General features: G+C 33.8%; 14 protein-coding genes. 5 read left to right on the top strand and 9 right to left on the bottom strand.

Annotated features, from left to right (window positions below; all coding sequences use genetic code 11):
* Positions 1-233 precede the first annotated feature (233 nt).
* Positions 234-650, bottom strand: a complete 417-nt coding sequence (locus NBE98_RS00665) for a HutP family protein (RefSeq protein WP_250811344.1) — start codon at positions 648-650, stop codon at positions 234-236.
* A 13-nt stretch (positions 651-663) separates the two neighbouring features.
* The gene (locus NBE98_RS00660; RefSeq protein ID WP_250811342.1) at positions 664-3,021 is read right to left on the bottom strand and encodes an ATP-dependent DNA helicase; all 2,358 of its coding nucleotides are present in this window, start codon (positions 3,019-3,021) and stop codon (positions 664-666) included.
* A gap of 220 nt (positions 3,022-3,241) precedes the next feature.
* On the opposite strand from NBE98_RS00660, the gene NBE98_RS00655 reads away from it, so the two are divergent.
* Positions 3,242-4,288, top strand: a complete 1,047-nt coding sequence (locus NBE98_RS00655) for a lactonase family protein (protein WP_250811340.1) — start codon at positions 3,242-3,244, stop codon at positions 4,286-4,288.
* Positions 4,289-4,334: 46 nt separating this feature from the next.
* On the opposite strand, the gene mnmA is transcribed toward NBE98_RS00655, so the two are convergent.
* Positions 4,335-5,468, bottom strand: coding sequence for a tRNA 2-thiouridine(34) synthase MnmA (gene mnmA, locus NBE98_RS00650; protein WP_250811339.1), 1,134 nt, complete (start codon positions 5,466-5,468; stop codon positions 4,335-4,337).
* A gap of 149 nt (positions 5,469-5,617) precedes the next feature.
* Here mnmA and NBE98_RS00645 point away from each other — a divergent pair, with 149 nt between their 5' ends.
* The gene (locus NBE98_RS00645; protein ID WP_250811338.1) at positions 5,618-6,184 is read left to right on the top strand and encodes a M15 family metallopeptidase; all 567 of its coding nucleotides are present in this window, start codon (positions 5,618-5,620) and stop codon (positions 6,182-6,184) included.
* A 115-nt stretch (positions 6,185-6,299) separates the two neighbouring features.
* Positions 6,300-7,223 (top strand): AEC family transporter, encoded by a 924-nt coding sequence (locus tag NBE98_RS00640; protein ID WP_250811337.1) that lies wholly within the window; start codon positions 6,300-6,302, stop codon positions 7,221-7,223.
* 52 nt (positions 7,224-7,275) lie between these two features.
* Here NBE98_RS00640 and proC read toward each other — a convergent pair whose 3' ends face one another.
* From proC to NBE98_RS00625, 3 genes are all read right to left on the bottom strand, one after another.
* On the bottom strand, positions 7,276-8,091 hold the full coding sequence (gene proC / locus NBE98_RS00635) for a pyrroline-5-carboxylate reductase (RefSeq protein WP_250811336.1): 816 nt from the start codon (positions 8,089-8,091) through the stop codon (positions 7,276-7,278).
* A gap of 20 nt (positions 8,092-8,111) precedes the next feature.
* Positions 8,112-8,726 (bottom strand): deoxynucleoside kinase, encoded by a 615-nt coding sequence (locus NBE98_RS00630; protein ID WP_284703677.1) that lies wholly within the window; start codon positions 8,724-8,726, stop codon positions 8,112-8,114.
* Between the two features lie 168 nt (positions 8,727-8,894).
* A complete protein-coding gene (locus NBE98_RS00625; protein ID WP_250811327.1) occupies positions 8,895-10,145 on the bottom strand; it encodes an MFS transporter in 1,251 nt (416 codons plus the stop codon).
* 222 nt (positions 10,146-10,367) lie between these two features.
* Between NBE98_RS00625 and NBE98_RS00620 the strand changes: the two genes are divergently transcribed.
* Entirely contained in the window at positions 10,368-11,552 is a 1,185-nt protein-coding gene (locus NBE98_RS00620) for a chromate transporter (RefSeq protein WP_250811319.1), read from the top strand.
* A 31-nt stretch (positions 11,553-11,583) separates the two neighbouring features.
* Positions 11,584-11,892, top strand: coding sequence for a PadR family transcriptional regulator (locus NBE98_RS00615; RefSeq protein WP_250811317.1), 309 nt, complete (start codon positions 11,584-11,586; stop codon positions 11,890-11,892).
* Between the two features lie 31 nt (positions 11,893-11,923).
* Here NBE98_RS00615 and nth read toward each other — a convergent pair whose 3' ends face one another.
* The 3 genes from nth to NBE98_RS00605 all read right to left on the bottom strand — a co-directional run bounded on the left by nth (position 11,924) and on the right by NBE98_RS00605 (position 13,921).
* Entirely contained in the window at positions 11,924-12,583 is a 660-nt protein-coding gene (nth, locus tag NBE98_RS00610) for an endonuclease III (protein ID WP_250811315.1), read from the bottom strand.
* A 65-nt stretch (positions 12,584-12,648) separates the two neighbouring features.
* Positions 12,649-12,777, bottom strand: a complete 129-nt coding sequence (locus NBE98_RS22360; RefSeq protein WP_284703582.1) for an OadG-related small transporter subunit — start codon at positions 12,775-12,777, stop codon at positions 12,649-12,651.
* A 19-nt stretch (positions 12,778-12,796) separates the two neighbouring features.
* Positions 12,797-13,921, bottom strand: coding sequence for a sodium ion-translocating decarboxylase subunit beta (locus NBE98_RS00605; RefSeq protein WP_250811313.1), 1,125 nt, complete (start codon positions 13,919-13,921; stop codon positions 12,797-12,799).
* Between the last annotated feature and the right edge of the window lie 156 nt (positions 13,922-14,077).

Genomic DNA, 14,077 nt, shown 5'->3' with positions numbered 1-14,077 from the left:
ATAGGAGAGCTGATAAAGCAAAAAGAGCCAAAAGAAACTTATTTCTTAAGCTAAAAATATCTCCTACTTAACTACCATCCTACAATTTTATCCTACTTTAAGAAGCATCCCTCGCTTCTTAATTACTACACTAACATACAATCCTACAATAACTTTATCCGTTTAAAGTTATAATCTAAATTTTACCACGACTATTCTAAATTTACAATACTAAATTTTCTTAATTTTATTAATTAAGGTTCAGATATTGATCTGTGCCCTAAGCCTATTACTATATCATTTAAATGTAGAACTCCTATGCTCATGAAAATAGCAACGCTTAAATGCTCTCCACCTCTTGCTATTCCTATTTTGCCACCAATATTTAGACCATTAGCCTTTTGCGCTACCTGAAGAATTGCCTCTCTTGTTGCTCCAATTATTGCTCCATCATGCACATGACAATCCCTAATAACTCCACCTCTCTTAGAGGCAACTATAGCCCTTTCAAGAATCTTGCTAATTGAGCTATTAATGCTTCCGCCTACATCTACAGCTGTAGTTAAAATCCCTTTTTCCTTAAATTGTTCCTCTAAACCCTTCTCTTCTTCTCTTAAAGATATAGCCATTTGAATTGCTGCCTTAGCTACAACAATACTATCAATATTCATATAAAACCCTCTCTTATATATTCTTATTTTTCCAAAAGTCCTTTAATTGCAAATTAAGTTTATTTATATTTCCACCTATAACCTTAGGCTGCCACTCTAGCGGAAAAAGTCTTTTATAAGTATTCTCAGAAAATCTATCATCTATAAGCAGAACCACACCTCTGTCCTGCTCAGTTCGAATTACCCTTCCAACAGCCTGAAGCACCTTATTCATTCCGGGGTAGATGTAGGCATACTCAAAGCCTGTTCCTTTTGATTCATCAAAGTAATCTTTTATTATATTTCTTTCAAGACAAACCTGAGGAAGTCCTACGCCTACTACTATAGCCCCAGAAAGCTTGTCACCATTGAGGTCTATACCTTCACCAAAAATTCCGCCCATTACCGCAAAGCCAACTAGTGTACTTTCAGTGTCTTCAGAGAAATTATTTAAAAAGTCCTCTCTTTCTTCCTCACTCATGCCAGAGCTTTGAATTATTTTTTTTACTTCCAGGTTAATAGCTTCAAACCTTTCATACACTTCCTTCATGTACTGATATGAAGGAAAGAAAACTAAATAATTTCCTTTTCTAGCTGTAACGACATTGTTAATTGACTCAGCAATCTTGTCATAGGTATACTCTCTTCTTTTAAACTTAGTAGATACTCTGTCTTCTATTAGCAGGCATAAATTTTCTCTTGGAAAAGGCGATGCCAATCTTATCCTGTAGCTGTTTTCATCTCCCCCAAGCACTTGAATAAAATATTCCATAGGACTTAAGGTGGCAGAGAAAAGCACGGCTGCTCTCCCTTTTTTCATACCTTCTTTCAAAAGGTGTGATGGGTCAAGGCAAAAGAGCTTAATTATTACTTCTGAGTTTGAAGCCTCTATATAAGTTACAAATCTTTCATCATAAAACTCTGCAGTCCTCATAAAAGCATGCAAATTAAAGTATAAATCTAAAAGTTCTTCATTAAAATTTGAGTCCTTATGCTCTAAAAGATATTTTTCTGCAGCTCCTAAAAATTCATTAATCATTGGATAAAGTTCTTTTGGAGCTTCCTTTTGTACCAACTGAACCTCTCCACGCTCCTCACACTTTTTTCTATACTCAATAAATTGTACGTTAATTTTATTTAACAACTTATGAAGCTTTGGTGCAGCACCTTTAACAGATTTCTTTAAGTCCAATATTAATTTTTTTGAAAGCCGGGCCGAAAACATTTCCCTTCCTCTGTCAACTAAGTTATGAGCCTCATCTATTAAAAATACAAAGTCTCCTCCGCCTTCCATAAAAAAACGTTTAAGACTTGCACTTGGGTCAAAGACATAATTGTAATCGCATATAACGCAATCTGCCCAATTAGAAAGTTCAAGTGAAAATTCGAAGGGACATACAGTATGCTTTCTTGAGTATTCTTCAATGATTTCTCGGGTAAATGTATCTACAGAAAATATATCCTCTAAAGCATCTTTAACTCTATCATAATGCCCCTTTGCATATTCACATTTCTCAGGATTGCACTCAGCCTTTTCCTTGAAACAGATCTTATCTTTCGCGGTTAAAGTCAAGGTTTTAGCCTTTAATCCGTTATCTCTTAAATTGCTAAATGCTTTTTCTGCAATAGTTCGAGTTATGGTTTTAGCTGTTAGGTAAAATATTTTACTTGAATGTCCTTCTCCTAGAGCTTTAATTGCTGGAAAAACTGAGGCCATAGTTTTACCAATACCTGTTGGTGCCTGTGCAAAAAGCTTGCCACCTTCTTTTATGGTTTTATAAGCCGCAACTGCTAGTTCTCTCTGGCCTTTTCTATAAGTTTCAAAAGGAAACTTAAGCATTTCGATTGCTTCATTTCTTTTCTTATTCCAATTAAGCATTACCGTTGCCCAATAAAAATAACCCTGAACAAGCTCACTAAAGAAGTCTTGAAGTTCATGGACATTAAATTGTTTTAAAAACTTTTTTGTATATCTATTATCTAAATTATAATAGGTAAGCTGAACATTTATATTTATAAGATTATTTTGCATTGAATAAATATAGGCATAGCATTTTGCCTGAGCCCAGTGAAGAATATTATAATCTTCTTCTAATAGTTCCAAGTCTCTTGTTGTAGTTTTTATTTCATCAATTATAACTCCATCTTCTCCTACATAAAGGCCGTCTATTCTTCCGCCAACTTCTAAAATTAGCTCGTCGCCTTCCACACTAAAACTTAAAGGGACTTCCTTTGAATAACCTTCTCCGTAGGCTTTTTGTATAATTTGATGTGCCCTAATTGCTTCTGTATTTCTTGAGCTCCCCGTAAAGCCTGATACTATATCTCCATGCATCAGCACAAATTCTACCAGGTCTCTAACGGAAATTTTTATTTTCTTTTTTGATTCCATAACTATTAGTTAATTTCTCCTCTTCTACTAGGAATTCAGCAAGCTTAAGATGCCCTTTTACATTGCAAAGCTTGCAGTTGAAATCGATTTAACGCTTTAGACCTAATAAACTAATTGTATAACAATAAGAAGTGAATTACAAAACATTTTGCTACTAACTATTTTTGCATATGCTATAATAAGTTTAATAAAATTTCTAACAAACAGGAGGATTTCTAATATGAAAACTAAATTTAAAGCCTATGTCGGGACCTATACAAACGGCGAAAGCAAAGGCATATATAGTTTTATACTTGATACTTCTTCGCAAAAGCTAGATAATATAAGACTTGAGGCTGAACTTGGCAACCCAACATACCTAACTATAACTAGCGACAATAAATATCTTTATTCTGTAGTAAAATCTGGTGTAGCTGGAGGAGTATCTGCTTATAAAATCGGTGATGAAAAACTATGCCTGCTAAATAGTCAGCTATCTGAAGGCAGCTCGCCTTGCCATGTTAGCCTCACTAGGACTAATGATTATCTATTTTCTGCGAACTACCACAAGGGCGAGGTAGCAGCCTACCCATTAGATAAGGGCGGAACTGTTGCTGAAATATGTTCCTTATTTATTCATGGAGGCTCTGGTCCAAACAAAGCAAGGCAGGAAAAAGCTCATGCTCATTACGCTGCTTTGGCACCTGATGAAAAGTACCTCTGCGTAATTGATCTAGGTATAGATAAGCTTGTAGTTTATTCTTTTAATTCTAACAAGCTTGAAAAACATAAAGAGATATCCTTCAAACCAGGATGTGGTCCAAGACATATGGCATTTCATCCTAATGGTAAATTTGCATATGTACTTACTGAGCTTAGCGCTGAGGTAGCTGTACTAAACTATAGCAAAACTGATGGAACCTTTGAGATACTTGAATATATATCTTCTCTGCCAACAAATTTTATGGGAGAAAACACAGGCAGCGCCATCCATGTATCCCAAGATGGAAATTATCTATATACTTCAAATAGAGGTCATGATAGTATTGCTGTATTCAAGATTTCACAAGAAACAGGAAAGCTTGAGGTTGTTCAGCATATCTCAACAGAGGGTTCAGGGCCAAGAGATTTTGCCTTAACGCCAGATGGAAACTTTCTTATTGCAGCAAATCAAAATTCAAGCAATCTTGTTCCATTTTCTATAGATAAATCTACCGGGAAGTTATCACGAGTTGGTGATATTGTTTCACTTCCAAACCCAGTTTGCATAAAATTTATATCGCTTTAGACCAAATAAAAAGATGTTTTGAACTTAGCAAAACATCTTTTTATCATTATTTATCAGTAATTTTCTCAATATCTCTCCTATTCTTGTAAATCCTATCAATAGTTCCTCCTCCAAGGCAAACTTCATCTTGATAGAATACTACAGCCTGGCCTGGAGTAACGGCTCTTTGAGGTACATCGAAAATCACAGTACATCTGTTATTGTCCTTCATATGTACTGTAACACCTTGATCTGGCTGTCTATATCTAAACTTAGCTGTACATTTAAAGGTTCCTTCAGGTTTGTTATCGCTTACCCAGTTTAGATCTGATGCTTCCAAGCCGTAAGAGTGTAGCTCGGGCTTATCTTCACCTTGAACGACATAAAGAATATTTTTCTTTAAATCCTTATCTACAACAAACCATGGCTCACCGGTTTTTCCCATTCCACCGCCAATGCCAAGTCCTTTTCTTTGTCCAAGTGTATAATACATAAGACCATCATGTCTTCCAACAACCTTACCATCTAATGTCTTAATATCTCCTGGCTGTGAAGGAAGATAATTAGCTAAAAACTTGTGGAAGTTTCTTTCTCCTATAAAACATACACCTGTACTATCCTTTTTATCAGCTGTCTTAAGTCCATATCTTGCAGCAATTTCTCTGAGCTCAGGCTTTTTTAAATGTCCTACAGGAAACATAGTTTTAGATAATTGATACTGTCCTAACTGACATAGAAAATAGGTTTGATCTTTATTAGAATCCACTCCCCTAAGCATTTTATATTCACCGTCTCTGAATTCAACCTGTGCATAGTGACCTGTAGCTAGATAATCTGCGCCAATTTTTAAGGCATAGTCCAAGAAAGCCTTAAACTTTATTTCCTTATTGCACATAACATCTGGATTTGGAGTTCTTCCTTTTTTATATTCATCTAAAAAGTAAGTAAACACTCTGTCCCAATATTCCTTAACAAAATTAACAGTATAATAAGGTATGCCTATTTGATCGCAAACTCTTCTTACATCTTCATAATCATCTGTAGCTGTACAAGCACCATTTTCATCCTGCTCATCCCAATTTTTCATAAAGATTCCTATAACATTGTAACCTTGCTCCTTTAAAAGAAGTGCAGCTACTGAGGAATCAACTCCGCCTGACATACCGACAACAACTGTAGTATCTTTTGGTTCTTTTCTCATCTATATTAACAACCTTTCCTTTTAATTTAAACTATTTATATTTTAGCCTATTTTCTCACTAAATAAATATTATAAGTAAATAAATCATATAAATCAATATAAGCTTACATTATAATTTTTGGTAAGCAGATTACTGGAGGTAAGTAACAATGAAAACTCCTCATACAATTCAAGGACTGATAGATCTAGAAAAATTAGATAACTCATTCATAATTGATATGAAATATGCTAGCTACGACAATTTTATGGGTAAAAAACTATATCCATTAAATAAATGCATTCTTCAGCTTGAAACAGCTAAAAAGCTAATCAATGCGAATAATTATGCTAAAGCTCTAGGATATAAATTAAAGGTATTAGATGCATACAGACCTCTTTCAATTCAAAATCTTATGTGGGAAACCCTTTCTGATGATAATTTTGTTGCCCCTCCAACAAGAGGTTCAAAGCATAATAGAGGCTGTGCAGTTGACATTACTTTAGTTAATTTCGATGGAAATGAATTAGAAATGCCCTCTGTATTTGATGATTTCTCTGAAAAGGCATGGATAACATATACTTCTGCCGCAGAGCATCAGCTACAAAACCGTGAGTTTCTGGCCAAAATAATGACTTCAAATGGTTTTGAAAGGATAAAAACTGAATGGTGGCATTTTAATGATGCTGAATTTAATAAATATCCTTTACTGGATATTTGCCTGGAAAGCTTCTTGTGAATCACCAAAGCTAATACTTATGAATAAAATGAATAATGCTTTAATTGTGAGAAATACGGAATCTAGATAGCATGATAGTTCTTATGCACAAGAAATATTTGCAGGAGGATTTTCTATGGATATGTCACTTATTATTAAAAGTATTGTTTCTTTATTTCTAATAATGCTTGCAGGTGTTTATGGAAGAAAAAAAGGATTTATAAACGACAGTGTGAGTGCAGGATTAACAAATATATTATTGGAAATTGCATTACCTTGCATGATTGTTTCATCCTTCAATTTTACTTATGATGCCTCTGTAAAAAGCAATGTTATAAGAACTTTTTATTTAAGTATTGCAGTGTATATTTTTATTGCAGTCATTTCTTTAATACTATTACATCCTATAAAAAATGAAAAGAAAACTATACTCCACTTTTCAAATGTTTTCACAAATACCGGTTATATTGGTTTTCCAATATTAAATGCGATATATGGTACAGAAGCTGTCATGTACGGTTCAATATTCAATATATTTTTTACAATTTTCCTTTGGACATATGGAATCATGATGTTCAAGGGTAGCTTTAAAAAAAGAGTGCTTTCTAAAGAAGTACTTAAAGCTTTGAAAAACCCTTCTCTCATTGCTGTTTATATTGGAATTACTATGATGGTATTCGATTTGAAAATGCCAGATGTAATTATGTCAAGCACAAGTGCCGTAGGCAATATGACCGGACCGCTCTCTATGATAATAGTTGGAGCACTATGCTGTAAAGTAAACATAAAAGAATATCTGACTGATTGGACCATATATTACGGCACAGTTGTAAAATTAATCTTAATCCCAGCTGCTTTATGTGTTATATCGCAATTAATAAATGATAATTCGATAGTTCTAAATTCTGTAATTATTCTAGCTTCAATGCCAGCTGCTGCAATGACATCCATATTTGCAGACAGTTTTGATATAAAGAGGGGCTATGCTTCTGTAGTTGTTGTTAGCACTACTTTGTTTTCAATATTCACGTTACCATTACTATTAAAAGTATTAATATAGAAAATTCTTTTCAAAAATATACCTCCCTCATAATTATGAGGAAGGTATATTTTTACCCATTATTTCGTGATATTTCTCTACTTTTATCCGTACAAGCTTTCATAGCTTCGATAACAGTTCCTCTAAAATTATTTTTCTCTAAGGAATAAACTGCTTCTATAGTTGTACCTCCAGGTGAACAAACATTATCTTTTAAATTACCTGGATGAATTCCAGTTTCAAGCACCATTTTCGCAGCACCTAGAACTGCCTGCGCAGCAAAATTATATGCCTTAGCTCGTGGTATGCCATCTCTAACCGCTCCATCTGCAAGAGCTTCTATAAACATATAAACATAAGCTGGAGAGGAACCGCTTACTGCTGGCACGGCATCCATAAGTCTTTCCTCTATAACTTCAGCCTTGCCGAAGCACCTTAAAAGCATTAATACTTCTTCAAGCTCTTCCTTAGAAACCATATCATTAGAACAAACCGCAGTCATTCCTTCCCCTACAAGAGCAGGCGTATTAGGCATAGTTCTAACTACCTTAACACTTCGTCCTAAAGCCTTCTCCATAAAATTTATAGTTATACCTGCTGCTATAGTAATTATAATAGCATCACTCTTAGCATAATGTTTTATTTCATCAATGACTGATGCATAAGCATGAGGTTTAACAGCTATAAAAAGTATATCAGAGAACTTAGCCACTTCTTTATTGTCATGAGTAGTTAAAATCCCATACTTCTCTTTTGTTATGTTTAAATTCTTATCTCCAGAATTGCTCCCCATTACATTTTCTCTGGAAACTATATCTGAACTTATAATACCGCCAATTATAGCTTGAGCCATGTTCCCACAGCCAATAAAACCTAACTTTTTATTCACATGCCTCATCCTTTATATATTTATTTATCTATCTCGTTTAATTTTTCCCTAATTAGATTTATTATGTATTTTCTATCTTCTTTATTATTTACATAATCCAAGTTGTCAGTTTGTATCTTAAGAAGAGGAGAAATATTGTAATGTTCAAAGTATTCCTTATATTCATTATTAAGCGTCTCCCAGTATTCTCTTTCTACTACTTGCTCGTAGTCCCTTCCTCTCCTCTTTATCTTCTCCACAACGCTGTCTACGCTTGTCTCAAGATAAATCATAAGCTTAGGTGCCTGAACATGCTCAAGCATATTAGCAAGAAGCTCTTTATATAATGCATACTCTTCCTTCTCCATGTCACCACCATCACAGAGCATCTTTGCAAATATAACATCACCATATATACTTCTGTCCATTATGGAACCATCAATTTCTGCAGCTTCCTTAAGCATTGCAAATCTTCTGTTTAGGAAAAAGATTTGAAGTGGAAAAGAATATCTTTTTCTATTGTAATAAAACTTATCTAAAAGAGGATTATCCGTAACAGGCTCTAGAAACGGCTTGTATCCAAACTCCTCCATAAGTATCTCCATAAGGCTAGTCTTACCTACCCCAACTGGCCCATCTATGATTATAGCATTCATTATCTTTTCTTCCTTTCTACTGCTGCTTATAAGCTGGAAAAACTTTAAATATTCGTTCACAATTTTTCTCCTTTATTTCTGCAAATTAAACCTCAATCCAACAAAAAATATTATACCTTGCCTAAGCTTATAAATTCAATTTGTTTTTTTAATCAAAAGCTATTGACTTTACTCAGCATCTGTTGAAACAGTGAGAAATCTATTTATTATTAAAGAAAATAAACCAATTATGAGAAATAAAACAGCTATTGAAAATTTATCACCAATAAATCCAAGTAGTGGGGCTAGTATTATTGTAAAAAGAGAAGTAAGCTGACTTTCAATGGACATTACAGTGGCTCTTTCATTCTTATTCATATGATCACCACAAACATCCACTACGATTGGTCTTCTTGCATCCTTTAAAACGTACAAAATAAAATAAAGTATTATGACAGCTATAGTTAGATTTCGTCTTATACTTATAAACAATATAACCGCTAATATTCCTGCTGCGTCAAAAGTTATACTTAAAAGTTTGTTTGAACTTTTATATTTATTAAGCTTATATACATTTTTAGAAGCAATAGCACTAAATATGTAAACAACCCCATATATACTGCCTAGATATATCTTCACTTTATTATCGCTGCTTAAACCTTGTAGACTTGATACAGCAGCAGCAAGTATAGTAACTTTTAGTATGGGTTGAATATAATCTTTAATTGTCTTAAATATTCCGTCATAAAGAGCAGAACTTATCAATACTTTTGTAAGCACGCTATTACTAAAAACCTTCTTAATTTGAATTACACCTTTATTAAAGAACTTCTTAAAACTTAACGTAGTCTCATTTCTTTCATCCAAACTGTCTGGGTAAGACCAAATTAATAAAAAATCTATCATAAATGGAATTATTGATAATAAAAAGATCCATCTAACACCTGGCAGATTAAGAACGAATAAAATTGATATAAAAGCAGAGAAAGAGGACCCGATAAGAGAAAAGAATCTGGTTCTTCCATATACAAAATTTTTGTGTTCAAACCATCCTTTTTGCTCTAGATATAAGTAAATCATAGCCTTATGCGTTCCTGAACGAAAAGCTTCTCCTAAGCCGTAAAAAAACATAGCTATAACCAAAACATAAAAATTCGTACCTATAAAAAATATTGCAAAGGAAATCATATAAAAAGTAAAACAAATCATTAGTTCCCTCTTTTTTCCATAGTTATCAGCAAATATGCCCGAAGGAACTTCAAAAATATAAATAACAAACTCTCTTATAGAATACAGTAATCCTACTTGAAACAGATTTAGTCCCATACCAAGAAGATAAATAAGAAGATAAGGCTCGAAAAATTCAAGATTTTTCAATAAACCATAGAAAGAGAATTTCCAAATCTGCTTATCCTGTTCAATTTGCTTGTAAGTATCCATAATATCGCCACCCCTTCAATATTAACTATTATTTAATAATTTTTAACACTATCCTTATTGTGCTATTAATAAAATTACTATATAATTTATGATATCGTACTTCGATATCTAAAGTCAATATAATTGCTATCACAGACACTATGTCATTATGTGTAGTGATCTTTTATAGTTATTAATTGATTTTTAAACTCTAAAAATCAAACTCATCAGGGGGTGTATAAATTGAATAAGACAATGAAAAATGAATTTTATTTCCTAAACAAGCATGAACAAAATAGCAGATTAAAGGAAATATCGTTAGTATTTTTAAAACTAGGCATCACTTCTTTTGGTGGTCCAGTCGCTCACGTTGCTATGATGGAGGACGAAATAGTAAAAAATAGAAAGTGGCTTAGCAAAGAAAAATTTCTAGATCTTTATGGTGCTACAAATCTTATTCCTGGTCCAAATTCCACTGAACTTGCGATTCACCTTGGCTATGAGCGTGGTGGTTGGCTAGGATTAATATTAGCTGGTGCCTGTTTCATACTTCCGGCAATGCTCATAGTTTTGTCCTTTTCCATAATTTACACAAAATATGGTGCACTTCCTGAGGTTTCAAATATCCTATATGGAGTTAAACCAGTTATAATTGCAATAGTTTTTCAAGCATTTATAAGGCTAGGACAATCTGCAATCAAAAGTAGAACGACATCCATTATTGGTGTAGCGGTTATAGTCCTTTCCATTCTAGGAGTCAATGAAATTTTACTTCTAGCCTTGGCTGGTTTATTTATGCTTATTTCAACTGATTCATCTAAATTAAATAAATCTAAATTTTACTCTCTTGCCCCTATCTTGATGCCTTTTGCAGTACTTCCTTCAGTTCAGTTACAAAAGACCGGTATGGATACGTCAAAAGTATTTCTATCCTTTGTGAAAATAGGTTCAATACTTTATGGTAGTGGTTATGTACTTCTTGCTTTTTTAGAAGCAGAATTTGTTGAAAAATTTGGCGTGCTTACTAACCAACAAATACTAGATGCAGTCGCAGTAGGTCAGTTTACTCCTGGTCCTGTATTTACTACTGCTACTTTTATAGGCTATATACTTGAAGGAATTTCAGGAGCTATAGCTGCTACAATTGGAATTTTTCTTCCGGCTTTTCTTTTAGTTGGCATATTAAATCCTTTTGTTTCAAAGCTTAGAAGCTCTAAAGCACTATCGAATATTTTAGATGGAATTAATGTTGCCTCTTGGGGACTTATGGCTGTGGTAAGCTTAAAGCTTGGAGTTTCAGCAGTTACTGATGTACCTACAGCAATACTTGCTATAATTTCACTATTTATCGTGTTCAAATACAAAATTAATTCAGCTTTTATGGTGTTGTTTGGAGGTATTGCAGGACTGGTTGTTTATCTTATATAATTAAAGACATACAGCTGAAAGGATTGATATAATGCACGACAATATAATAAGAAAGCTATTTCTTGGCTTTATTCAAATACACATACTGCACCATGCAAAAAAAGAACCCTTCTTCGGCTCTTGGATGATTGAAGAGCTACGAGAACATGGCTATCAAATGAGTCCCGGAACACTATATCCTATTCTACACAACCTAGAAGCTAATGGCTTGCTTGATAAAGAAGAGAGACTTGTCGATAAAAAAATAAGGAAGTATTATAAAATCACTGAAAAAGGTGTTGAAGTCTTAAATGAGGCCCGAAGCAAAGCTTATGAACTTTTTAAGGAAATTAAGGAATAAAGAAAAGCAGCAGAAAGTTTAACACTTCCTGCTACTTTTCTTTATTTTGCTTTTTAAGCTCCTTTTCATATTCCTTGCAATAAGAATTAATAGTACATTCACTGCAGTTCGGTTTTCGTGCAGAGCAGGTTCTTCTTCCATGAAATATCAAAAGATGATGTGCCTTTGACCAGCGTTCTTTAGATATATTCTTCATAAGCTGCTCTTCAGTATCTGTGACATCCTTTCCCTTTGCAAGTCCTATTTTATTGGATACCCTATATACATGAGTATCTACTGCAATAGCAGGTACCCCAAAAGCATTTGACAATACCACATTTGCAGTTTTTCGCCCTACACCCGGAAGGCTTACAAGTTCCTCCATAGTTGCTGGAACCTCACCATTGTATTGTTCTAGAATCATATTGCTTAAAGCAATTATATTTTTAGCCTTATTTTTATAAAGACCAATTTCCCTTATCTCTTTTTCAAGCTCCTCCTGCTGTAGTTTTGCAAAGGCTTCAGGAGTATTATATTTTCTAAAAAGCTTCTCAGTTACCTGGTTAACTTTTTTATCTGTAGTTTGTGCACTTAAAACCGTTGCAATTAAAAGCTCGAAGGGACTTTCATGAACAAGCTCGCAGTGAGCGTCCGGATATGTTGTTTCAAGTATGTCTAAAATTTTATTATATCTTTCTTTTTGTTTGCTCAAATATAACCCTCCAGTATTTCTCTTACGCACATAAGTTTATTAATCTTTGTGCCTTCGAATTCTAACTATTTCTCAGGGAATACCCTAATTAAAAACTTAATGCTTAAAAAAATGGCAAGAAGTACAACAAATATTCCTCCCATGCCCTTAGTCATAACTCCTAAAGCAGCCATAAAGGTTTCATATACTGTCATAACAAACCCTCCTTCTTTATTAAGGCTTTATAATATTTAAAATTATGCCGCCAGCTATAACAGAACCAATTTGTCCAGCTACATTTGCTCCTATGGCATGCATTAGTATAAAGTTTTGATTATCTTCCTTCTGAGCCATCTTTTGAATTACTCTTGCTGACATTGGAAAAGCAGAAATTCCCGCTGCACCTATCATTGGATTAACTTTATTCTTTAAGAATAAGTTTAACACTTTTGCAAAAAGTACGCCACCAATTGTATCAAAAACAAAAGCTACAAGTCCAAGTCCTACTATCATAGCAGTTTGCAGACTTACAAAGTTTTCTGCTTTCATTGAGGAAGCTATAGTTATTCCAAGAAGCAAGGTTATTAAATTTACCAAATCCTTTTGTGCTGTTTCAGACAATCTTTCTAAAACTCCACATTCTCTTATTAAATTACCAAACATTAAAAAGCCAATGAGTGCTACTGAAGTTGGAGCGATTAAACCCGCAACTACTGTTACTACTATTGGGAAAAATATTCTTGTTCTCTTTGATATGCTGGCAGGCCTATAAGCCATTCTAATTTGTCTTTCCTTCTTAGTTGTAACAAGTTTTATAGCAGCCGGCTGTATAACTGGCACTAAAGACATGTATGAGTATGCAGCCACCGTTATTGGTGCGATATACTTGCTTTGAAAATAGTTGGCAACAAATATGGATGTTGGTCCATCTGCAGCGCCTATAATCCCTATAGATGCTGCATCCTTTAAGCTAAATCCTAGTAGTGTTGCTGCTGCTATTGTAAAGAATATCCCAAACTGAGCTGCTGCTCCAAACAGCAACATAAAAGGATTTGATAACAACGGTCCAAAATCAATCATTGCACCTATTCCGATAAATAATAAAAGTGGAAATGCTTCTGTAGATATCCCAACCTTGAATAAGAAATCTAAAATACCTTCTACATGTGTACCATTTACAATTTGATTTACGGCACCTGACATAGGAATATTAACTAGTATTGCTCCAAAACCAATAGGCAAAAGCAGCGAAGGTTCAAAGTCCTTTGCTATTGCCAAATATATTAGTAAGCCCCCAATTACCCACATAATAACCTGCTGAATAGTTATGGAAGCTATACCTTCTAACAAAAAACTCATACTGCATCCTCCTCTATTAAATAACATTGATTCCAATTTGAGCTAACAGGTTTAGTATAGCTCAACTGATTAATAATTAATCTTAATTTTTCTGTAAAACAACAATTTTTAATGTTTAAGGATGCAGCAAAAATAAAACACGGAAGGCTTTGATTA

Origin of the sequence: Clostridium swellfunianum, assembly GCF_023656515.1 — a bacterium.
GTDB lineage: Bacteria > Bacillota > Clostridia > Clostridiales > Clostridiaceae > Clostridium_AT > Clostridium_AT swellfunianum.
The sequence above is the reverse complement of the archived record's forward strand: the minus strand, read 5'-3'. Positions and strand labels throughout refer to the sequence as shown.

Excerpts from the sequence above, each read along its gene's own strand:
- NBE98_RS00665 (WP_250811344.1), bottom strand. The coding sequence starts at position 650 with ATGAATATTGATAGTATTGTTGTAGCTAAGGCAGCAATTCAAATGGCT.
- NBE98_RS00660 (WP_250811342.1), bottom strand. The coding sequence starts at position 3,021 with ATGGAATCAAAAAAGAAAATAAAAATTTCCGTTAGAGACCTGGTAGAA.
- NBE98_RS00655 (WP_250811340.1), top strand. The coding sequence starts at position 3,242 with ATGAAAACTAAATTTAAAGCCTATGTCGGGACCTATACAAACGGCGAA.
- mnmA (WP_250811339.1), bottom strand. The coding sequence starts at position 5,468 with ATGAGAAAAGAACCAAAAGATACTACAGTTGTTGTCGGTATGTCAGGC.
- NBE98_RS00645 (WP_250811338.1), top strand. The coding sequence starts at position 5,618 with ATGAAAACTCCTCATACAATTCAAGGACTGATAGATCTAGAAAAATTA.
- NBE98_RS00640 (WP_250811337.1), top strand. The coding sequence starts at position 6,300 with ATGGATATGTCACTTATTATTAAAAGTATTGTTTCTTTATTTCTAATA.
- NBE98_RS00630 (WP_284703677.1), bottom strand. The coding sequence starts at position 8,726 with ATGAATGCTATAATCATAGATGGGCCAGTTGGGGTAGGTAAGACTAGC.
- NBE98_RS00625 (WP_250811327.1), bottom strand. The coding sequence starts at position 10,145 with ATGGATACTTACAAGCAAATTGAACAGGATAAGCAGATTTGGAAATTC.
- NBE98_RS00615 (WP_250811317.1), top strand. The coding sequence starts at position 11,584 with ATGCACGACAATATAATAAGAAAGCTATTTCTTGGCTTTATTCAAATA.
- NBE98_RS22360 (WP_284703582.1), bottom strand. The coding sequence starts at position 12,777 with ATGACAGTATATGAAACCTTTATGGCTGCTTTAGGAGTTATGACTAAG.
- NBE98_RS00605 (WP_250811313.1), bottom strand. The coding sequence starts at position 13,921 with ATGAGTTTTTTGTTAGAAGGTATAGCTTCCATAACTATTCAGCAGGTT.